A 21,532-nucleotide genomic window follows, 5' to 3' on the forward strand; every position below is an offset into this window, starting at 1 on the left:
GCGTTCGAGCACAGGACGCCCGCCGTCCGACCGTGAGGCGCCCCGTGGCCACCTCGACCTCCTCGTCCGACCCCCCGGCCGCCGCCCTGGCCGAGGCGGAGCGGCTCGCCGTCGCGCTCGAACGCCGGGCGATGTCCGCGAGCGATGTCTCGTTCACCATCGCCGACGCGCGCGCTCCCGGCATGCCGCTGGTGTGGGCCAACCCCGCGTTCACGGCGACGACCGGCTACACCGCGGACGAGGTGCTGGGGACGAACTGCCGGTTCCTCCAGGGTCTGGGCACCGACCGCGAGGCGGTCGCGAGGATCCGCGCCGCGGTCGACGACGGCAGCACGGTGGGCGAGACGCTGCTGAACTATCGCAAGGACGGCACGGCGTTCTGGAACCAGCTCACCATCTCGCCGGTCCACGACGACCACGGGACCCTCACTCACTTCGTCGGCGTCCAGGCGGACGTCACCACCCGGGTCGAGGCGGAGCGGTCCCGCGAGGCGGCTCTCGACGCGGCGATCTCCGCGAACCGTCGGCTGACCACGACGACGCGTCTCGTCGAGCGGCTGGGCGAGCTCCTCGACGTCGAGGACGTGCTGGCCGAGGCGGCGCACGCCGTGGCCGAGGTCTTCTCGGGCTGGGCGGTCGTCGTGACGTACCCGGACCGTCGCTCGCGCACCGACGTCGCGTCGCACGACCCGGCGCTCGCCGCTGCGGCAAGGCGCCTGTCCCGGACGCCCGGCTGGGCCGACCGGTCGCTCGCGGCGGTCGACGTGCTCGGGGGCGGCGCGCGGTTCGCGCGGCCGTTCGACGTCACGCCCGACCTCGTCTCGCCGCACGCGGACGAGGAGGAGCTCGCGGCCATGCGCGCGCTCGGGCTCGGCTCCGCTATGTCGGTGGGGCTGCGGGCCCGGGGCCGGGTCGTCGGCGTGCTCGCCGTCGTCAGCCCGCAGGCCGGGTTCTTCGGTGACGAGGACGCCGTGATGTTCGAGGACCTCGGGCACCGGATCGGCCTCCTGCTCGACAACGCGCGGCTCTACGAGCGGGAGCGCGACGCCGCGCACACCCTGCAGGAGCGGATGCTGCCTCGCCTCGCCCCGCTCGACGACCTCGACGTCGCCGTGGTCTACCGGCCCGCGGCCGGCGCGTCGGGCGCCGCGGTCGGCGGCGACTGGTTCGAGGCACTCGAGCTCCCCGGCGGCCGCGTGCTCCTCGTGGTGGGTGACGTCGTCGGGCACGACATGCACGCCGCGGCGGCGATGGGCCAGATCCGGTCGGCGCTGCTGAGCGTCGCCGCGGACGGCACGACGCCCGAGGAGGTCGTCGAGCGCCTGGACGGGCTCGTGAAGCGCTTCGGCCTCGCGGACGTCGCGACGTGCGTCGTCGCGACGCTCGGGTCGCCCGACGCGGACGGCGGGCGCGAGCTCGTCTACTGCCGGGCCGGCCACCCGCCGCCCCTGCTCCGCACGCCCGACGGCGCCGTCCGCCCGCTCGACGAGTCGCTCACCACGCCGATCGGGGTCGTCACGCCCCGGCCCGTCACGGCCGCCCGGCTGCGGCTGCGTGCCGGGAGCGTGCTCGTGCTGTACACCGACGGCCTCGTCGAGTCCCGCGCCCGGGGCCAGCGCGAGGGCGTCGCGGAGCTCGCGCGGGCCCTCGTCCGCGCCCCGGCGGACGCGGACGCTGCCGCCGTCCGGGACCACCTGCTCGACCAGGCCGGGGGCCGCAGCGACGAGGACGACACGTGCCTGCTCGTTGTCCGCCTGCCGCGCGCGGACGAGGCCGCGGCGTCCGACGGGGGTGCGCCGCCCGACGCCTGAGCGGCGGCGCTACGGACCCTCGGCGAGCGGCCCCCGCAGCCGGGCCCGGTCGTCCTCGGTCCCGCCCCGGAGCCGGCGCGCGAGCGTGTCGCGCCAGCGCGCGGGGAGCGTCGGGAGCGCGGCGAGCGCCGCGGCGGCCGGGAGGTCGTCGCGATCGAGGTTCATCACCCGGTTGACCTCGCGCACCGTCGCGCTCCGGGCCGGCCGGTCGACGACGACGGCGGTCGCGCCCGCCCGCACCGTGCCGGGCGTGAGCACGCGCAGGTACCAGCCCGTGCGGCCCGACGCCTGGACCCGGTCCGGGAGGTCGACGAGGCGGTGGACCGCCGCGAGCTTGTAGCAGGGGCGGCGCGGCATGCTCACCTGGAGGGTCGCCGTCCCGAGGGCGAGCACGTCGCCCAGCAGCAGGTCGTCCTCGGTGAGCCCGCGCGTCAGGAGGTTCTCCCCGAACGCGCCGGCCGGGAGGTCCGCGCCGAGCTCGTCGCGCCACGCCGCATAGTGCTCGACCGGGTACACGCACACGGCCTTCTCGGGGCCGCCGTGCACGCGCCGGTCGGCCTGGGCGTCGCCCTCCAGCCCTTCCGTCCCCACCGCGACGGGGCCGAGGCGCGGCCGCTTGCGGAACGCCGTCGGCACGTCGCGCCCGCGGTGGGCCACCGTGCCCACCCCGCCGGTGCGCACCTCCAGCACGACGGCGCTCGTGGGCCCCGGGGTGGATGCGGGGGAGCGCGGGTCGCCAAGCCGGGACGGTGCGGCGGGGTGGGACGGCACGGTGGCTCCTCTCAGGCGGCGCGGCGCAGGCCGACGGCGGGGAAGTCGACGGGGACGTCGAGCGCGACGTTGACGTAGTTGGTGAACAGGTTGAGCGCGACGTGCGCGACGACCTCGACCACCTGCTCGTCGGTCCACCCCGCGTCGCGCACCGCCTGCACGTCCTGCGCGGTCACGTGACCGCGCTCGTCGACGAGGGCGAGCGCGAAGCGCAGCAGCGCCTCGACGCGCGGGTCGGACGCGGTGCCGTCCTGCGCGGCGGTGAGGTCGTCGCGGTCGACGCCGGCCTTGCGCCCGAGCGCGGTGTGGGCGGCGAGGCAGTACTCGCACGCGTTCCGGTTCGCGACGGCGACGGCGATCTGCTCGCCGACGGCCGCGCCGAGCGTGCCGGTGCCGAGGGCGCCGAACGCACCCCACATGCTCTGCAGGGCGGCGGGCGAGTTCGCGACCGCCCGGAACATCGCCGGGACGCCGCCGAACGCGGCACGGATCTGGTCGAGCCCGTCGGCGACGGGGCCGGTGGCGGACTCGGGGCTGACGAGGGGGACACGGGACACGGGGATCTCCTCCGGGTGCGGGGACGCCGGTCCCGGGCGGGGCCGACGTCGTCCAGCCTGGTCGGTCGCGTCGGACGATGGGGAACGAATCGTCCTCGAAACGTGTCCGATCGTCTGGCATCCTGGGGCGATGGCTCCCGTCGACCGGCTCTCGCACCTGCTCGAGCGGTTCCGCGTGCGGACGCACCTCTTCCACACCGGGCCGCTGTGCGGCGTCACGACGTTCGACGCGCGGCCCGGGCGCGGGTTCCTGCACGTGCTCCGGCGGGGCGAGATGGACATGACCCACGTCGGCGCGGACGGCCGGGTCGAGCGCCGCAGCGTCGACCGCCCGAGCCTGCTCTTCTACCCCCGCCCGCTCGACCACGCGTTCCACAACGCGCCCACCGAGGACTCCGACTTCGCGTGCGCGACGCTCGACGTCGAGGGCGGCGCCACCCACCCCCTCGTGCGCACGCTGCCGCCCGTGCTCGTGCTGCCGCTCGCCGACGTGGCGGGCCTCGAGCCCGCGCTCGACCTGCTCTTCCGCGAGATCGACGACGTCCGCTGCGGCCGTCGCGTCCTCGCCGACCGGCTCTTCGAGGTCGTGCTCGTGCAGCTCTTCCGGTGGATCCTCGACCACGCCGACGACCTCGCGCTCCCGCCGGGGCTGCTCCCCGGCCTCGCCGACGAGCGCCTCGCGCCCGTGCTCGTCGCGGTGCACGAGGCGCCGGGGGAGCCGTGGACGCTCGCGTCGATGGCGCGCACGGCGCACCTGTCCCGGAGCGCGTTCGCCGCCCGGTTCACCGCCGTCGTGGGGCAGCCGCCCGGCGACTACGTGACCGGCTGGCGCCTCACCGTCGCGCAGGACCGGCTCCGGGCGGGCGCCTCCGTGAGCCGGACCGCGACCGAGCTCGGCTACGCGACGTCCGCCGCGTTCTCGCGCGCGTTCAGCCACCGCGTCGGCCGTTCGCCGCGCGCGTGGTTGGCCGAGCGCGCGGACCCGGCCGCGGCGTCCGTGGCATCCTGACGCGGTGCGGTCGAAGGGGCGGGGCGAACGGTGCGGACCGAACCGAGGCGGGTCGAGCCGGTGCGCGTCGAGCCGCTGAGCGAGGACGTCCTCGTGGACCGGGTCGTCGAGCGCGTGCTCGCCGTCGGGCGCGAGCAGCCCCGGGCGGTCCGCCTCCTCGTCGACGGCCACCCCTCCACGAGGCCCGAGGACCTCGCGGACCGTCTGGTCGCGCCGCTGCGCGCGGCGGGACGCCCGGTCGCGCGCGTGCGCGTGCAGGACTTCTGGCGTCCCGCGTCGCTGCGCCTCGAGCGCGGGCGCGAGGACCCCGACGCTCTTCTCGACGAGTGGGTCGACGTGGCCGGGCTCCGTCGCGAGGTGCTCGACGCCGTCGGGCCGGGCGGCACCGGCCGCTACCTGCCGAGCCTGCGCGACCCCGCGACGAGCCGGTCGACGCGCGCCGCGTACGTCGAGGCCGAGCCGGGCCTCGTCGTCGTGCTCGACGGCGCGCTCTGCCTGGGCCTCGGCCTCGCGCTCGACCTCACCGTGCACCTCGCCCTGCGCCCCGCGACGCTCGCGCGCCGCACCGCGCCCGACGCGGCGTGGACGCTCGCCGCCTACGGGCGGTACGCGCAGGAGGTCCGTCCCGAGGACGTGGCGGACGTCGTCGTGCGGGTCGACGACCCGCGGCACCCGGCGCTCGTGGTCCGCTGAGCGTCAGCGGGGGAGGTGCGTCTCGACGAGCTCGACGATCGCCGGGTCGTCGGGCAGGGTGCGGGGCCGGAACCGGTGCACCTCGCCGCCCGGCAGGACGAGGAACTTCTCGAAGTTCCACGTGACGCGCCCCGCCTTGCCGTCCGCGTCGGGCGTCTTCTTGAGCTCCGCGTAGAGCGGGTGCGCGTGGCGGCCGTTGACGCGCACGCGGTCCACCACGGGGAACGTCACGCCGTAGGTGAGCGAGCAGAACTCCTGGATCGCCTCGTTGCTGCCGAGCTCCTGGAGGAACTGGTTGCTGGGGAACCCGATCACGGTGAACCCGCGGTCGCGGTACTTCTCCTGCATCGCCTCGAGCGTCGCGTACTGCGGCGCGAGCCCGCACCGCGACGCGACGTTGACGACCAGCACGACGTCGTCCGCGTGCTCGCGCAGGGTGTGCGCCGTCCCGTCCATGGCGTCGAACGGGATGTCGTACAGGCTCATGGGACCTCCTCGGGCGAGGCGCCGGCGCGTCCGGGCCCGTCCCATCCTCGCACCGCGGGTGTGACGTCGTGCGGAACCCGTCCCGACCCCCGGTCGAGCGCGCGCGAGCCTGCCCCTGGCGTGCTGAAGTATGTGCGCGATGCCAGCAGCCGAGAGAAGGGACGCCTCCATGCGCCCGTGGACCCCGAAGACCGACATGGTGCGCCGGTTGTACGTCGCAGGCCGGGAGGCGACGAGCCCGGCCGAGGCGCTCCGCATGTCCCCGCAGGAGCTCGCGGAGGAGTTCGACCGCTGGCTCGAGGGCGTCCGCGCCGCGCGCGAGCAGTAGGAGCGGCGGAATCTCGCTGGCCTCCCGCGCCCGCGCGGGACAGACTCGGGGCATGACCACGCGGCTGCCGGACGACGGGCCGGGCCACGGACACGACGGGGGACCGGACGACGGCCCCGACACCACCTCGCCCGTGATGCGGGCGGTGGTCGGCGTGGTCGTGGGCATCGCGATCTTCGCGTTCGTCGGCGTCGTGGGGTACTTCGCCGTCGTGACGGTCGGGATGCGGTCGTGGGCCGACCAGCGGGACGCCTCCGCCGAGCGGTCGGTCGCGAGCGCGCCGGCGAGCGCGCCGGCCGGCACCGGGACCGGGCGCGAGACGACGCTCGACGCGTCGAACGAGGCGTACCGCCAGCGCCAGGGCACGCCCGAGCGCGACGCCGAGGCAGCTCGCTCGGTGCCCGCCGTCCGTGCCGCGCTCGACCCGGTCGCGGACGGCTCGGCGGTCGACGCCGACGAGGTCGCGACGGCGCTCGCCGCCGCGGGGTTCGAGACCGTGCAGGTCGTGGGCACGACGGCGTCCGGCGAGGTCGCGACGACCGTCGGCGTGGGCGTCGCCGTCCCGGGCGGCTGCGTGTTCGGGGGCGTCGCGCCCGACGCCGTGACCCTCGAGGCCGGCGGCCCGATCGCGGACGGCGGCTGCCTGGAGATGCCGGCGCACTGAGGCCCCTCGCACCGGGCGCCTGCGGCCCCGCGGCCCGGCCCGGGGGTCTGGGAGGCCGCCGGGCGGGTCGATCTCGCGACCTGCGGCTCCACCTGGGTACGGTCAGCGGAGCGGGCGACGGAGCCCGCACGGCTGACGGAGGATGAGAGATGCGGATCGAGGGCGCGGTCGCGCTGGTGACGGGCGGGGCGTCGGGCCTCGGGCGCGCGACGGCGGAGGGCCTGGTGGCTGCCGGGGCGCGCGTCGTGCTCGCCGACCTGGCGTCGTCCGACGGCGCGGCGGTCGCCGAGGGTCTCGGCGACGCGGCGCGGTTCGTCCCCACGGACGTCACGAGCGAGGACGACGTCGCGCGGGCCCTCGACGCCGCCGACGCCCTGGGCGGGGCGCGCGTCGTCGTGAGCTGCGCCGGGATCGTGCTCGCGCAGCGGGTCCTCGGCCGGTCCGGGGTGCACGCGCTCGACGCGTTCCGCCGCGTGGTCGACGTCAACCTCGTCGGCACGTTCAACGTCGTCCGGCTCGCCGCGGAGCGCATGCTCGCCCTCGACCCGCTCGGTCCCGACGGCCCCGACCCCGACGGCGAGGAGCGCGGCGTCGTCGTGCAGACGGCGTCGGTCGCGGCGTTCGACGGCCAGGTCGGGCAGGCGGCCTACGCCGCGTCCAAGGCCGGGGTCGCCGGCCTCACGCTGCCGCTCGCGCGCGACCTCGCGCAGCACCGGATCCGCGTCATGACGATCGCGCCCGGGATCTTCCGCACCCCGATGATGGCGTCGCTCCCCGAGGCGGCGCAGGAGTCGCTCGGGGCGCAGGTGCCGCACCCGAGCCGGCTCGGGCGCCCGGAGGAGTACGCGCACCTCGTGCGCGCGATCGTGGAGAACCCGATGCTCAACGGCGAGGTGGTCCGCCTCGACGGCGCCATCCGCATGGCGCCGCGCTGAGCCGCAGGACCGCCGGGGGCCACGGGCCGCCCGACGCCGACAGGACCCGGGCACGCGCCCGGAGGAGAGGAGAGGGACGATGCCGCCGTACACGACGGCGACCGACTTCCGGGCCGACCTGCTCGCCCGCGCGACGGCGGCCCAGCGCCGCGCGTCCGCCCGGAGCTTCCCGGGCGACGGCACCGTCGCCGGGGTGCGCATGGGCGACGTGTTCGTGCTCGCGAAGAACGCCCTCGACCTGCCGGTCGACCAGATCGAGCTGCTGCTCGAGGACCGGATCCACGAGGTGCGGGCCGGCGGGTGCTCGATCATGGGCAAGGCGGCGACCGCCCGGCGCGTGACGGTCGAGCGGCACGCGGAGCTCGTCGAGCTCTTCCTGCGCCGGCACGACCGCATCGACACGTGGGACCTCGTGGACCTCACCGCGTCCCAGGTGCTGGGGACGTGGCTGCTCGACCGCCCGCGCGACGTGCTCGACGACCTGGCGCGCGCGCCCGACTGGCCGCGCCGTCGCTCCGCCGTCGTCGCGACGGCGGCGTTCCTGCGACGCGGCCAGGTCGACGACACGTTCCGGCTGTCCGCGATGCTGCTCGACGACCCGGAGCCGTACGTCCAGAAGGGCGTCGGCTGGATGCTCCGGCACGCGGGCGACGTCGAGCCCGAGCGGCTGCGGGCGTTCCTCGAGGAGCGGGCCGCCACGATGTCGCGCGACGTGCTGCGCGCCGCCGTCGAGAAGCTGCCGCCCGCGGAGCGCAAGGAGTGGCTCGCGCGCTGAGCGCCGGGGTCGCTCTCAGCCCCGGGACGGCGCCCGGCCGCAGCAGGGCTCGCGCAACCGCAGCCCTTCGCGGCGGGAGAACCACACCGTGAGCACGGCGGTGGCGCTGCCGAGGAGCGCGAGGTCGACGAGCAGCACGAGCGGCTCGATCGCGCCCTGCTCCATCGACGAGGCGCTGAAGGGTGCGAGGAGGAACAGGAAGAGGTTGTTGGCGACGTGCACGAGCACGGCCAGCTCGAGCCCGCCCGTCTTCCAGACGAGGAACCCGGTGCAGAGCGCGAACGCCGCGATGCCGATCTGCCCCACCCCGTCGTACCCGTGGCCGACGACGAAGAACGGGACCGGCAGGACGATCCCCCACACGGGCGAGCGCAGCCAGGTGCCGAGCATCTGCTGGGGAAGGCCCCGGAACGCGTACTCCTCGGCGGCGCACTGCAGCGGCCCAAGGATCAGGACGCACCCGAGGCTCAGCAGCAGGGCCGGGGTCACGGCCGGGGTCGCCAGGTCCGACGGCGGCCGGAGCAGGAACCCGCCCACGGTGACGACGCCGTAGAGCGGCACGACGAGCGGCACCGCGCTGCCGACGAGCCCCCACCGGAACCGTCCGGTGACCGAGTGGATCGTGCCGCGGCGCCGACCGCTCCAGCGCACGCCGAGCACGACGGCGGGCAGCAGGAGCGCGATGAGCCCGAGGCCGATCGCCCAGTCCAGCGGGTTGAGCGGGTCGGAGAAGTCGTCGGACGGCGTCGGCAGCCCGGGCCGGTAGGGCACCAGCACAGCGTAGGCGACCGCGACGACCGCGACCGGGGCGAGGAACCCGAGATAGAGGAGCGCCGTCGCGCCGAACGTGGTGAGCGGGGTCCACCACCGTGCGGGGCGGAGGTCGACGCGGGCCGCCCGGTGGTAGGGGAAGGTGGTCGCGGTCGTGCTGTCGAGCGTGGGCCGGGACACGGGACCGATGAGCGGCGGGCCGGGCACGGGTGCCGTCGGGACGGGGCTCTCGTCGAGCGAGGGGTGCATGCGTCGAGCCTGGTCGGGCGGCTCGTGCCGCGGTATCGGTCATCGGTCTGATTTCCCGGCCCCGGCCGGGGCGCCGGGCTCGTCGGTGCCTACAGTGCTCCGGTGAGCATGTTCGCGCAGCGCCCGGCGTGGCGTCGGGTCCTCCGCGAGACCGGCCTCCTGGCCGCGGTCGCCCTGTCGGGTGCCCTGCTGTTCCTCGGCAACTTCGCCATCAGCGTCGACACGCCGGGAGCGCAGGACGACCCCGTGCGGTTCGCCGGGCTCCTGTTCCTCGACCTCGCGTTCGGGGTCGCGGCATGGGTGGTCGTGCTCTGGCGCCGCAGCGCGCCCTTCCTCGTCGCCCTGCTGCTCGCCGTGCTCGCCGTCGTCTCGACCGCGGCGGTGCCGGCGGCCCTCGTCGCGTTCGGGTCGCTCGCCACCCGACGCCGGGTGCGCGAGCTGGCGCCGGTCGCGGCGGTCTGGCTCGTCGGCGTCCTGGCGGTGGCGGCACTGGGGATCGACCTGGTCGGCGTGGCGCTGCCGTGGTGGGAGGTCGTGGCCGCGGTGGGCGCGACCGCGGTCGTCCTCGCCGTCGCGCTCGCCGCGGGCATCGCGGTCGGCGCGCGGCGGGACCTCGTCGCCACCCTGCACGAGCGGGTCCGGCTGACCGCCGAGGAGCAGCGCCTCGGCGAGGAGCGCGCGCGCCACCAGGAGCGCACGCAGATCGCCCGGGAGATGCACGACGCCCTCGCCCACCGCCTCTCGGTGACCGCGATGCACGCGAGCGTCCTGCGGCACCGGACGGACCTCGACGCCGCGGACCGGGACGAGGCCGTCGCCGCCCTGCACGACAGCAGTCGTCAGGCGCTCGCCGACCTGCGCGAGCTCCTCACCTACGCGCGGGGTCCGAGCCGGTCGGACGACGACCGGCCCCAGCCGACCCTGGACCGGCTCGACGAGCTCGTGGCCGAGACGCCCCTCGCCCGGACGGACTGCGCCGTCGACCTCGAGCGCCTGCCCCCGACCGTCAGCCGGCACTCGTTCCGGATCGTCCAGGAGTGCCTGACCAACGCCCGGCGGCACGCCCCCGGGCAGCGTGTCGACGTCGCCATCAGCGGCGCTCCCGGCCGCGAGCTGGCGATCGTCGTGCGCAACGCTCTCGCGGGGCCGCGGCAGGGTGCGCCCCGACCGGGCCTCGGCGTCATCGGGATGCAGGAACGGGCACGGGCCGTGGGCGGGTGCGTCAGCGTCCGCCCGGGCGTCGACGAGCACGTAGTGTCGGTGACGATCCCCTGGCCCGCCGCGTGAGCCGCCCGTCGCCCGACGTCGTCCGGGTGGTCACCGTCGACGACCAGCCGGAGGTCCGCTCGGCGCTGCGCCTGATGCTCGGTGGCGAGCCCGACATCGCCGTGGTGGGCGAGGCGGTCGACGGGGACCACGCGCGCGACGTCATCGAGGCCTGCCGGCCGGACGTCGTGCTCATGGACCTGCGCATGCCACGCTGCGACGGGCTGGTCGCGACGGCGCGCGAGACGGCGCTCCGGCCGGAGACGGCGATCATCGTCCTGACGACCTTCGACACGGACCACCACGTCGTGCGCGCCCTGCGTGCCGGGGCGTGCGGGTTCCTCCTCAAGGACGCGCCGCCCGACGAGCTCGCCCACGCCGTCCGCGCGGCGGCCCAGGGGCGGCCCGTCCTCGCGCCCGCGGTGCTGCGGCGGGTGATGACGCTCGCGGCCGAGAACACCCGACCGCCGGACGTCGCCGTGGTCGACGCCCTCGCGACGCTCTCCCCGCGCGAGCGCGAGATCGCGCGCGCCCTCGCCCGGGGGATGTCGAACGCGGAGATCTGCGCGGCGCTGTTCATCTCGCTCGCCACCGTGAAGACGCACGTCAGCCGGGTGATCGCCAAGCTCGGCGTGGAGTCGCGCACCCAGGTCGCCGCCCTCGTGCTGCGGAACGACCCGGAGCACGGATGACCGCGGCGGGGGTTCCCGCGGCGGACCGGGCGGCGTACGGTGAGCGCACGCGGCCCGGACATCCTGGCAAGAATCTCCCTTTTGACCATCTGCTGTGAAACTTTGTGCCACACTGGCCCCGTGAGCAGCAGCACGCCCGGGGGGCCGTGGGTCGTCGGGCTCGACGTCGGGGGGTCGGGGAGCCGCCTCCTCGCCCGCCGCCTGCCCGCCGCGGCACGGTCCGGTGCGGGTACGGACGACGTCGCGCTGACCGGCCGACCGGTCGCCATCGGGCCCACGGGGAGCGACGCCGCAGACGTCGTGCGTGACCTCCTCGATGCCCTCCGTGCCGCGGTCCCCGCTCTCGCCGCGGACGGCGTCGCCGCTGCCGCGGTCGGTGCGACCGGCCTCGCGTCCCTCGTGCGCGACCCCGCCGAGCTGCACGCCGCGCTGCGCACGGGCCTCCCTCCCGCCGAAGGTCTCGCGGTCGACGGCGACCCGGCCGCCCGGCCCGGCCCGCGCACCGCCGTCGTGGCGGACGCGCTCACCGCGCACCTCGGCGCGCTGTCGGGCCGTCCCGGCGCCGTCGTGGCGGTCGGGACCGGGGCGATCGCGCTCGGCACCGACCTGCGGACCGTGTGGCACCGCGTCGACGGGTGGGGCCACCTGCTCGGCGACCTGGGCTCCGGGTCGTGGATCGGCGCGCAGGGGCTACGGGCCGCGGTCGCCGCGTACGACGGCCGCGACTCCGGCGGCTCGCCGGCGCTGCTCGCCGCCGCCGTCGCGCGGTTCGGCCCGGTGCCGTCGTGGCCCGGGCAGCTCTACACGCGCCCCGACCGCGCCCAGGTGCTCGCGTCGTTCACGCCCGACGTCGCGGCCGCCGCCCGTGCCGACGACCCCGTCGCGCGGCAGGTCCTCGCGGGCGCCGGGACCCACCTCGCGACGACGCTCGCCGCCGCGCTCGTCGACGGCGTCCCGCCGCTCGCCGCCGCGACCGGCGGGGTGCTGGGGATCGGCCCGCTCCTCACCGACGCGTTCCGGGCGCGGCTCGCCGTGCTGCGGCCCGACGTCGCGCTCGTCGACCCGGCGGGCACGCCGCTCGACGGCGCGCTGCACCTCGCCGCGCGCCTCGCGACCGAGCCGGGCTCCGTCGTCGAGCACGCGCCCTGGCTCACGCTCGGCGACCACGCCGCGCCACCGACCGCCGTGCCACCGACCGCCGCGCCACCGACCGCCCTGCCGCCGGGCGCGCCCGGCACCGCCCCGCACCCGACCACCGCCGAGGAGACCCCATGACCGCCGACGGCCTCGTCCGCATCCGCCAGGCCCTGCCGAGCCTGCGGCCCGCCGAGGCGCGCATCGCCGAGGCCGTGCTCGCCGACCCGGCGGCCGTCGTGGGCAAGACGATCACGGAGCTCGCCGCGCTCGTCGGGACGTCGCAGGCGACGGTCGTGCGGTTCTGCCGCGCGGTCGGGTACGCCGGGTACCCGGAGTTCCGCATCGACCTCGCGCAGGCGACGAGCCGCCGCGCCGTCGAGCAGGAGCGCGCGAACGTCGCGCACGGCGAGATCGACCCCGACGACACGCTGCACGACGTCGTCACGAAGATCGCGTTCCACGAGGCGCGCACCATCGAGGAGACGGCGCGCATGCTCGACCTCGACGCGCTGGAGCAGGTCACCGCCGCGGTCGCGCAGGCGACGCGGATCGACCTGTTCGGTGTCGGGTCGAGCGGGCTCACGGCGCAGGACCTCGCGCAGAAGCTCCAGCGCATCGGGCTGCTGTGCTTCGCGTCGCCGGACCCGCACGTCCAGCTCCAGTCCGCCGCGCTCCTGGCCGAGGGCGCCGTCGCCGTCGGCGTCTCGCACAGCGGGCTCACCGTCGAGACGAACGACGCCCTGCGCATCGCGCGCGACCGCGGCGCGACGACCGTCGCCGTGACGAACTTCCCCGAGTCGCCGCTCGTCGAGCACGCGGACCTCGTGCTCACCACGACGGCGCGCGAGACGCAGTTCCGGTCCGGCGCCCTGTCGAGCCGCATCGCGCAGCTCGCGCTCGTCGACTTCCTGTTCGTGCGCGTCGCACAGCGCCTGTACGACCGCACGACCGCGAACCTGCGCGCGACGTACGAGGCCGTGCAGCCCCACCGCCTCGGCTACGACCGCCGGACGCGCCCGTGACCGCCGTCGAGACGCCCGGCCTCGAGCTGCGCACGGACCTCCTGACGCGGGTCGCGCAGGCGCACGACGCGTCGCACTACCTCCTGCGGCCCGAGGTCGTCGTGCGCGCGCACGACCGCGACGGCGTCGTCGCCGCGATGCGCGAGGCGTCCCGCCGCGGGCTGCCGGTGACGTTCCGCTCCGGCGGCACGAGCCTGTCCGGCCAGGCGTCGGGCGCGGGCGTGCTCGTCGACACGCGCACGCGCTTCACCCGGGTCGAGGTGCTCGACGGCGGCGAGCGCGTGCGCTGCGAGCCCGGCGCGACGCTGCGGCTCGTCAACGCGCACCTGCTGCGGCACGGGCGCCGGCTCGGCCCGGACCCGGCGAGCGAGATCGCGTGCACGATCGGCGGGGTCGTGGCGAACAACTCGTCGGGCATGTCGTCGGGGACGGCGCGGACCGCGTACCGGACGGTCGAGGCGATGACGGTCGTGCTCGCGAGCGGGACGGTCGTCGACACGGGCGCGCCCGACGCCGACGCGCGCCTGCGCGCCGCCGAGCCCGCGATCCACCGCGGTCTCGCGGAGCTGCGCGACCGCGTGCGGGGCAGCGCGGCGGCGCGCGCGGAGATCGAGCGCCAGTTCTCGATGAAGAACACGATGGGCTACTCCGTCAACGCGTTCCTCGACCACGACGAGCCCGTGAAGATCCTCGAGCACCTGCTCGTCGGGAGCGAGGGCACGCTCGGCTGGGTCGCCGACGTGACGTTCCGGACGGTGCCGCTCCTCGCGCACGCCGCGACGACCCTCCTCGTGCTCGACTCGCTGGAGCACGCCACGGACGCGCTCGTGCCGCTCGTCGCGTCGGGCGCGGAGGCGATCGAGCTGCTCGACGCGGCGTCGCTCCGCGTCGCCGCGGCGGACCCGGCCGCCGATCCCTCGATGCGCTCGCTGGCCTCCGGGGCGGGCATCCACCGGCAGACCGCGCTCCTCGTCGAGTACCGCGCGGCGACCCCCGACGGTCTCGCGCCCTTCCAGGAGGCGGCGCGCGACGTCGTCGGCTCGCTCGCCGGCTTCCTGGCCGTCCCCGCCACGGTGACGACCGACGCCGCGACGCGCGAGCGCCTGTGGCGCGTGCGCAAGGGCCTGTACACCGCCGTCGCGGGCGCGCGGCCCGCGGGCAGCACCGCGCTGCTCGAGGACGTGGCCGTCCCCGTCGCCGACCTCACCGCGACGGTGCGCGACCTCGGCGCGCTCTTCGAGCGCCGGGGCTACGGCGACGCGGTGACGTTCGGGCACGCCAAGGACGGCAACCTGCACTTCATGATCACGCCGCGCCTCGGCGACCGCGCCGAGCTCGACCGGTACGCAGCGTTCAGCGACGACCTCGTCGACCTCGTGCTCGGCCACGGCGGCACGCTCAAGGCCGAGCACGGCACCGGCCGCATCATGGCGCCGTTCGTGCGGCGCCAGTACGGCGACGAGCTCTACGCCGTCATGCGCGAGGTCAAGCGGCTGCTCGACCCGCACGGCCTGCTCAACCCGGGCGTCGTGCTCACCGACGACGACCACGAGCACCTGCGCAACCTCAAGGTCGAGTCGTCGGCGGGCGGGGACGACGCGGCGCTCGTCGACCGCTGCGTCGAGTGCGGGTACTGCGAGCCGGGCTGCCCGTCGCGCACCGTGACGACCACGCCGCGCCAGCGGATCGCGCTGCTCAAGGAGATGGCCGCCGCGCCGCCCGCCGAGCGGCGCGAGCTCGAGCGGCAGTACGCCTACCAGGGCGTCGCGACGTGCGCCGCGGACTCGCTGTGCGTCGAGGCGTGCCCCGTGGGCATCGACACGGGCGTCGTCATGAAGGGCCACCGCGCGCGGTCGCAGCCGCGGCTCGTGCAGCGCGGGGGAGCGGCCGCCGCCGAGCACTGGGGGCCGGTGGTCACGGGCCTGCGCGCCGCGCTCGGCGTCGTCCAGGGCCTCCCGACACCGCTCGTGCGCGTCGCGTCCGACGTCGCCCGCGGGGTGGTCGGGACGGACGTCGTGCCGCGCGTCGACGCCGACCTGCCCGGCCCGGGGCCGCGCCGCGGGACCACGGCCGTCGTGCCCGACGGCGGCGCCACCTCCGCGCGCGCGGTGCTGTTCGCGTCGTGCATGGGCGAGCTCTTCGCGCCCGCCGGTGCCGGCCTGCCCGCGGGCGCGTGCGGCGGGGACGGCGCGAGCCGCCCGGTCGGGGCCGAGGCCGCGTTCCGGGCGCTGTGCGAGCGGGCGGGCGTCGGGCTCGTGGTCCCCGACGGGATCGGCGGGCTGTGCTGCGGCACCCCGTGGTCGTCCAAGGGCCTGCCCGACGGCGCGGCCGCCATGGCCCGCAAGGTCGTGGACGCGCTGTGGGTCGCCACGCGCGAGGGCGAGCTGCCGGTCGTGTGCGACGCGTCGAGCTGCACCCACGGCCTCGCCGAGACGGCGCGCCACCTCACCGGGACGGACCCGCGCGACGAGCGGGCGCGCGACCGGTTCGCCCGCCTGCGGGTCGTCGACGCCGTGACGTTCGTGCGCACCGACGTGCTGCCCGGCCTCGCGGCCCGCGGGGTCGACGTCGCGCGGGCGGGGGACGTCGTCGTGCACCCGACGTGCGCGACCGTGCACCTGGGCGCCGTGGACGACCTGCGGGCCGTGGCGGAGGCCGTCGCCGAGCGTGCCACCGTGCCGGCGGCCTGGGGCTGCTGCGGCTTCGCGGGCGACCGGGGGATGCTGCACCCCGAGCTCACCGCGGGCGCGACGCGCGCCGAGGCGGACGAGGTCGCGCACCGCGCCGGCACGCTCCCCGAGGGGCGCTTCGACGCGTACGTGTCGAGCAACCGGACGTGCGAGATGGGCATGTCCCGCGCCACGGGCGAGGACTACGTCCACGTGCTCGAGCTCCTCGAGGCGGCCACGCGTCCCGGCGCGACCGTCTGAGCCGCGCGCGGTCGCGCCTCGGTCGGCGCGCTCGGCGCGGTCGCTGCGACGCGGGGAGGCGGCAGACCTCTCGTCGCGGTGCATAGGGAGTGCCGACCGGTGGACGCCACCGCCGGCGCGCCCCCAGGAGGACGACCGGATGGACGGCATCACCGCGATCGCGCAGCGCGTGGCTGCCATCGAGGCGACCCTCAGTCCCGCCCGCGCCGTCGACGTCCGTGCTGTCGATCCCGGTGCGGCGCAGGCGGTCGCGACCAGCTCCGGCGCGCGCTTCGACGAGCTCCTCAGCACGGTGCTGGCGGGCTCGACCGGCACCGGCAGCACCCCGGTGGCGGGAGCGACCGGTCCCGACCGGACGCGCACGGTCGACGGTGTCCCCGGCGACCTCGCGGCCTACGGCAACGGGAAGATCCCCCGTTCCGCCCTGCAGGAGGTCGGGACGACCGGCCACCGCCTCTGGGCGCCCGCGGGCCAGGCGCTCGAAGGCCTGCTCGCCGAGGCGGCGCGCGACGGCGTTCGCATCGGGATCACGGACTCCTACCGGTCCTACGACGCGCAGGTCGACGTCGCCGCGCGCAAGGGCCTGTACTCCCAAGGCGGGCTCGCCGCCGAGCCGGGGACCAGCCCGCACGGCTGGGGCATCGCGGTCGACCTCGACCTGGACGACCGGGCCCAGGCGTGGATGCGCACCAACGGCGGCCGCTTCGGCTTCGTCGAGGACACCCCGCGCGAACCGTGGCACTGGGTGTACCGGTCCTGACCACCGCGGTCGCGACCTTGTGCGGTAGGCGTCGCAACAACCGCTCGGCCGCGGTCGCGACCTCGTGCCGCCACGCTGGGGGTCTGGTCGGCGGTCACCGGGCCGGCAGCCCCGACCGTGCTCGCAGGTCGTCACCGGACGTCGTCGCGCCCTCGGCGGCGGCGCGACGGGCCCCGTCGACGTCGTCGAGCACGCAGGGCTCGGACAGCCAGAACAGCGTCTCGCGCAGCGACTCGAGGTAGTCCCCGGCCATCAGCACCGCGGCACCGCGCCCCTGCCGGGTGATCCGCACGATCTGGAGCTCTCGCTCGGCCTCGTCCACCAGGGCCGACAGCCTGTCCCTCGCCTCGCTGAGAGCTACCGACTTCATGCGCTCATACTGTCCGGACTACGAGCCTGTGAATAGCCTCATTCTTGCCAAAGAGGCACCCCTTCTTCCCGTGCTCGCGGCCTTCTCGGCCCACGGGACGCCGGGAGGCCCGCGCAGCGGGCGTGCAGGCCGTCGGCCTCGACGTGCTCGACGGCGGATCGTTGGCGGGGTCTCTGCGCGCTCGAGGTCAGTTCCCGAACCCGACAGCGCAGTCAGGATTCGGCTGCGTTCCTGCCTGTAGTCCGTGCATCGGCGGACTTTCGACTTTTGATTGACACCCGACAGAAGCCTCGTAGGATGACGACCGAGTGGTAGGTGAATTTCACCCGACCGCTACGGCCCGACCGCCTCCGCGCGTGCCCCGGTGCACGTGGTGGCACTCTCCGTCCGCACGACGACGTGCGGGGGGATCGCGCTCGACGACGAGACGAGGAGGACCACCGGGCAGGGGGCGCGCAGCCCTCCCACCAGCACAGACAGACCGAGCCGCCCTGATTCCGTCGTTGGCGCGACGGGGGCGACCCGGTCCGGATGACCCCTCACAGGCGACTGAACCTCACAGGAGCGGCATCAGATGAAGGATATCGACCGGCGTACGCGCCGGAACCGGCGGGTGACCGCGGCTCTGGCCGCCGGCGCCCTCGCGCTCACGGGCCTGGGCGCGGCGACGGCACCCGCCGTCGCGCACGACGGCGTCGACCACGGCGCGGAACCGGGCGCCGAGGCGGCGCTCGACTGGTCCAACTACGAGCGCGTGCTGCTGACGAAGGACGTGGGCGAGCCCATCGACCTCGCGATCCTCCCGGACTCGCGCGTCCTGCACACGGCCCGCAACGGCGACGTGCGGCTCACCGACCCGGCGACGGGCGTCACGCGCGTGGTCACGACGCTCGACGTCTACGCGAACTCCGAGGACGGCCTCCAGGGCGTCGCGCTCGACCCGGAGTTCGAGGACAACGGGTGGGTCTACCTCGTCTACGCGCCGCGCGACGCGGACGGCGACGGCGTCGCGGACACTCCGACGGGCAACGCGCCCAACTCGCTCCCGGCGGGCGAGGACGAGAGCTACTGGGACCGCTGGGTGGGCGTGAACCGTCTCGCGCGGTTCCAGTGGACGGGCGACACGATCGACCTCGCGAGCGAGCAGGTGATCCTCGACGTCGAGGTGCAGCGCGGCCAGTGCTGCCACGTCGGGGCGGACATCGACTTCGACGGCGACGGCAACCTCTACCTCACGACGGGCGACAACACGCCCGCGAGCACCCCGGGCGCGAACGGCTTCGCGCCGAACAACGACGCCCCCGGCATGAACCCCGGCTTCGACTCGCGTCGTGGCGCGGGGAGCACGAACGACCTGCGCGGCAAGATCCTGCGGATCCACGTCGAGGACGACGGCTCGTACTCGATCCCCGAGGGCAACCTGTTCGCGCCGGGCACCGAGGGCACGCGCCCCGAGATCTTCGTCATGGGCGTGCGCAACCCGTTCCGGTTCGAGGTCGACCCGGAGACGAACTCGCTCTCCTGGGGCGACTACGGCCCCGACGCGACGAAGGCGGTCGCGGAGACCGCGGGCCGCGGGCCTATGGGCCTCGTGGAGTGGAACGTCGTCTCGCTCGACGACCCCCACAACGCCGGCTGGCCGTACGTCCAGGGCGACAACTTCGCCTACAACGACTGGGACTTCGCGACGGGCACGCCGGGGGAGTTCTTCGACCCCGAGAACCTCGTCAACGACTCCCGCTGGAACACGGGCCTGCGCGAGCTGCCGCCGGCCCGCGCCGCGACGCTCTGGTACGGCGACAACCCCGGCGACCAGCCGTGGGACGAGCTCGTGAACTTCGGCTCCGGCTCCGGCCAGGCGCCGATGGGCGGCCCCGTCTACCACTACGACGCCGACAACCCGTCGACCACGAAGCTCCCCGCGTACTGGGACCGCAAGGCGTTCTTCGGCGAGTTCTCGCAGGACTACCTCGCCGCGTTCACGGTCGACTGGGAGACCTTCGACGTCACGCACATCGAGGACTTCCTGCCGAACGCCGCGCTCGCCGCGGCGGGCCAGCCGCCGCACGACAACCCGATGGACCTCGAGTTCGGTCCCGACGGCTCGCTCTACGTGCTCGACTACGGCGACGGCTTCTTCCGCGCCAACCCCGACGCGGGCCTGTACCGGATCGACTACGCCGAGGGCAACAAGGCGCCCCAGGCGCGCTTCACCGCGACGCCCACGTCGTCGTCGCAGGCGCCGCTCGAGGTGACGTTCGACGCGTCGACGTCGTCCGACCCCGAGGGCGACGACCTCACCTACGCGTGGGACGTGGACGGTGACGGCACGTTCGACGCCGAGGGCGTCCGGACGACGCACACGTACACGGAGATCGGCGCGTACACCGCGCGCCTGCGCGTCACCGACGCGTCGGGCAAGTTCTCCCTCACGTCGCGCGTCATCTCCGTCGGGAACCAGGCGCCCGAGGTCACGATCGAGTACCCGGCCGACGGCGCGTTCTTCGACTGGGGCCAGGCCGTCCCGTACCAGGTGACCACGACCGACGCCGAGGACGACCTCGGCGGCGGCGAGGCGCCGACGCCGCACCTCACGTCGGGCGACCAGATCGGCGAGTGGCTCGCGGACGCCATCGGGCACGACGTCCTCGTCGAGACGCTCGGGGTCGACGCCGAGACGCTGGGCGAGGCCTCCGGCTTCACCCTCGACGAGCTCGTCGCGATCTCCGGCGGCGCCGTCACCGCGCAGATGGTGGCGGACGTGCTCGAGGCGTACGCCGCCGCGTTCGAGGACCCGCAGGCGGGCTCGGGCACCGTGTGCTCGCGCGTCGCGTGGACGTACGGCCTCGGGCACGACGAGCACGCGCACCCCGAGTCCACGGGCACGGGCTGCACGGGCGCGTGGCGCACCGACCCCAACTCGCCCGAGCACGGCCCGGGCGCGCTCCTGTACGGAGCGGTCGTCGTCACGTACACCGACGCGGGCCACAACGGCCTCCCGCCGGCCACGGGCGAGGCGACGCTGCGCCTCAACCCGAAGGAGCAGCAGGGCGAGCACGCGATCGGCCGCGAGGGCGTCGAGGTGTTCGCCGACGCGACCGCACGGGGTGGCAACGCCGTCCGCGGGCTCGGCGCGGGCGACTTCCTGCGGTACGACCCGGTGAGCTTCGCCGGGATCGACGGCGCCGTGGTCCGCGCGAGCGGCGGCGGCGAGCTCGAGCTCCGCTGGGGCGCGGCCGACGCCGAGCCGTTCGCGACCGCCGTCGTCCCCGCGGGCGAGGGCTGGCAGGACGTGGAGATCACGTTCGACGCCCCCGAGGGCTCGGGCACGCTGTTCGTGACGTCGTCCGACGAGCTCGCGGTGGACGCGATCACCATGGTGGGCGCGGGCGCGGCCGACGTCACCGCCCCGACCGTCGCGCACACGCTCGCGCCGGAGACGCCCACGGGCGTCGGCGGCGTGTTCAACGAGCCGGTGCGGTTCTCCGTGCAGGCCACCGACGACGGCGCGGTCGCGAGCGTGCAGTACTCGCGCGACGCGGGCGCGACGTGGACGAACCTCGCGGCGAACCAGCAGTACGGCGTGACGTTCTCGCAGGACGGCGCGTACGACCTGCTCTACCGCGCGACCGACACGGGCGGCAACGTCTCCGAGGCCGGCGCGGTGTCGTTCACGATCGACCTCGACGCTCCGGACGAGCCGACGGTCGCCTCGGCCACGACGGTCTCCGTCGGCGCCGCGCGCGTCTCCTACGGCGCGCCGGGCGAGGCCGTCGTCACGGTCACGGGCGAGGGTGGCACGCCCACGGGCGAGGTCGTGCTCACCACGGGCGAGACCGAGGTCGGGCGCGGGACGCTCGCGGACGGCACGGCGACGATCGCGATCGACCCGTCGCTCGCCGTCGGGACGCACACCCTCACCGCGACGTACGGCGCCGACGGCGTCTACACGGCGTCGGCGGGGACGGTGCGCCTCACGGTGGCCCAGGCCCGGTCGACCACGACGGGCAGCGTGGCGCCGAACCCGGTGAAGCCCGCCGTCGCGGCGAAGGCGACGCTCCACGTGGAGTCGTCGACCGGCGTCGTGCCCACGGGCGACGTGCAGGTGACGGTGCGCAAGAACAACGGCACCGTCGCGTCGCTCACCGGGACGCTCGACGAGGCGGGGGACGTCGTCGTGACGCTCCCCAAGCTCGCGGCGACCGGCACCTACCAGGTGCAGGCCCGCTACCAGGGGTCCGCCGGGGTCGCGCCCAGCACGGTGAACCTCACCCTCACGGTCCGCAGCTGACCGTCCCACCGGTGG

General features: G+C 75.7%; 19 protein-coding genes. 14 read left to right on the forward strand and 5 right to left on the reverse strand.

The window, feature by feature from the left end; genetic code table 11:
- Positions 1-44 precede the first annotated feature (44 nt).
- Positions 45-1,811, forward strand: coding sequence for a GAF domain-containing SpoIIE family protein phosphatase (locus B8281_RS04325; RefSeq protein WP_085387007.1), 1,767 nt, complete (start codon positions 45-47; stop codon positions 1,809-1,811).
- 9 nt (positions 1,812-1,820) lie between these two features.
- On the opposite strand, the gene B8281_RS04330 is transcribed toward B8281_RS04325, so the two are convergent.
- A complete protein-coding gene (locus B8281_RS04330; RefSeq protein ID WP_157446552.1) occupies positions 1,821-2,582 on the reverse strand; it encodes an MOSC domain-containing protein in 762 nt (253 codons plus the stop codon).
- 11 nt (positions 2,583-2,593) lie between these two features.
- Positions 2,594-3,139 carry a carboxymuconolactone decarboxylase family protein gene (locus B8281_RS04335; RefSeq protein ID WP_085387009.1) on the reverse strand — a complete coding sequence of 182 codons (546 nt, stop codon included), beginning with the start codon at positions 3,137-3,139 and terminating at the stop codon, positions 2,594-2,596.
- Positions 3,140-3,269: 130 nt separating this feature from the next.
- On the opposite strand from B8281_RS04335, the gene B8281_RS04340 reads away from it, so the two are divergent.
- Positions 3,270-4,148, forward strand: a complete 879-nt coding sequence (locus B8281_RS04340; protein ID WP_085387010.1) for an AraC family transcriptional regulator — start codon at positions 3,270-3,272, stop codon at positions 4,146-4,148.
- 30 nt (positions 4,149-4,178) lie between these two features.
- Entirely contained in the window at positions 4,179-4,841 is a 663-nt protein-coding gene (locus B8281_RS04345; RefSeq protein WP_232322670.1) for a uridine kinase, read from the forward strand.
- 3 nt (positions 4,842-4,844) lie between these two features.
- Here the strand turns inward: B8281_RS04345 and B8281_RS04350 are convergent, their stop codons facing one another.
- Positions 4,845-5,327, reverse strand: a complete 483-nt coding sequence (locus tag B8281_RS04350; RefSeq protein ID WP_085387011.1) for a glutathione peroxidase — start codon at positions 5,325-5,327, stop codon at positions 4,845-4,847.
- A 169-nt stretch (positions 5,328-5,496) separates the two neighbouring features.
- Between B8281_RS04350 and B8281_RS19115 the strand changes: the two genes are divergently transcribed.
- The 4 genes from B8281_RS19115 to B8281_RS04365 all read left to right on the forward strand — a co-directional run bounded on the left by B8281_RS19115 (position 5,497) and on the right by B8281_RS04365 (position 8,029).
- Entirely contained in the window at positions 5,497-5,655 is a 159-nt protein-coding gene (locus B8281_RS19115) for a hypothetical protein (protein WP_021483806.1), read from the forward strand.
- Positions 5,656-5,707: 52 nt separating this feature from the next.
- On the forward strand, positions 5,708-6,319 hold the full coding sequence (locus tag B8281_RS04355; RefSeq protein ID WP_085387012.1) for a hypothetical protein: 612 nt from the start codon (positions 5,708-5,710) through the stop codon (positions 6,317-6,319).
- A 149-nt stretch (positions 6,320-6,468) separates the two neighbouring features.
- Positions 6,469-7,254, forward strand: coding sequence for an SDR family NAD(P)-dependent oxidoreductase (locus B8281_RS04360; RefSeq protein WP_085387013.1), 786 nt, complete (start codon positions 6,469-6,471; stop codon positions 7,252-7,254).
- Positions 7,255-7,333: 79 nt separating this feature from the next.
- The gene (locus tag B8281_RS04365) at positions 7,334-8,029 is read left to right on the forward strand and encodes a DNA alkylation repair protein (RefSeq protein ID WP_061268167.1); all 696 of its coding nucleotides are present in this window, start codon (positions 7,334-7,336) and stop codon (positions 8,027-8,029) included.
- Between the two features lie 15 nt (positions 8,030-8,044).
- On the opposite strand, the gene B8281_RS04370 is transcribed toward B8281_RS04365, so the two are convergent.
- Entirely contained in the window at positions 8,045-9,049 is a 1,005-nt protein-coding gene (locus tag B8281_RS04370; RefSeq protein WP_085387014.1) for a CPBP family intramembrane glutamic endopeptidase, read from the reverse strand.
- A 108-nt stretch (positions 9,050-9,157) separates the two neighbouring features.
- On the opposite strand from B8281_RS04370, the gene B8281_RS04375 reads away from it, so the two are divergent.
- From B8281_RS04375 to B8281_RS04390, 6 genes are all read left to right on the forward strand, one after another.
- Entirely contained in the window at positions 9,158-10,336 is a 1,179-nt protein-coding gene (locus B8281_RS04375; protein ID WP_232322763.1) for a sensor histidine kinase, read from the forward strand.
- On the forward strand, positions 10,333-11,007 hold the full coding sequence (locus B8281_RS04380) for a response regulator transcription factor (protein WP_232322671.1): 675 nt from the start codon (positions 10,333-10,335) through the stop codon (positions 11,005-11,007). The genes B8281_RS04375 and B8281_RS04380 overlap by 4 nt, the downstream gene beginning before the upstream one ends.
- A 120-nt stretch (positions 11,008-11,127) precedes the next feature.
- Positions 11,128-12,282: an N-acetylglucosamine kinase gene (locus B8281_RS19120; RefSeq protein WP_198163142.1), complete on the forward strand. Its 1,155-nt coding sequence runs from the start codon at positions 11,128-11,130 to the stop codon at positions 12,280-12,282.
- Positions 12,279-13,166, forward strand: coding sequence for a MurR/RpiR family transcriptional regulator (locus B8281_RS19125; RefSeq protein ID WP_021482220.1), 888 nt, complete (start codon positions 12,279-12,281; stop codon positions 13,164-13,166). The genes B8281_RS19120 and B8281_RS19125 overlap by 4 nt, the downstream gene beginning before the upstream one ends.
- Positions 13,163-16,096, forward strand: coding sequence for an FAD-binding and (Fe-S)-binding domain-containing protein (locus B8281_RS19130; RefSeq protein ID WP_157446553.1), 2,934 nt, complete (start codon positions 13,163-13,165; stop codon positions 16,094-16,096). The genes B8281_RS19125 and B8281_RS19130 overlap by 4 nt, the downstream gene beginning before the upstream one ends.
- 139 nt (positions 16,097-16,235) lie before the next feature.
- Complete coding sequence (locus B8281_RS04390) at positions 16,236-16,856, forward strand: D-alanyl-D-alanine carboxypeptidase family protein (protein WP_085387016.1); 621 nt, start codon at positions 16,236-16,238, stop codon at positions 16,854-16,856.
- Positions 16,857-16,950: 94 nt separating this feature from the next.
- Here B8281_RS04390 and B8281_RS04395 read toward each other — a convergent pair whose 3' ends face one another.
- The gene (locus tag B8281_RS04395) at positions 16,951-17,226 is read right to left on the reverse strand and encodes a type II toxin-antitoxin system Phd/YefM family antitoxin (protein WP_085387017.1); all 276 of its coding nucleotides are present in this window, start codon (positions 17,224-17,226) and stop codon (positions 16,951-16,953) included.
- Between the two features lie 613 nt (positions 17,227-17,839).
- Here B8281_RS04395 and B8281_RS19410 point away from each other — a divergent pair.
- Positions 17,840-21,517, forward strand: coding sequence for a PQQ-dependent sugar dehydrogenase (locus B8281_RS19410; protein WP_228485141.1), 3,678 nt, complete (start codon positions 17,840-17,842; stop codon positions 21,515-21,517).
- Positions 21,518-21,532 lie beyond the last annotated feature (15 nt).

The organism is Cellulosimicrobium sp. TH-20 (assembly GCF_002105775.1).
In the GTDB taxonomy this organism is placed as follows: Bacteria; Actinomycetota; Actinomycetes; order Actinomycetales; family Cellulomonadaceae; genus Cellulosimicrobium; species Cellulosimicrobium funkei.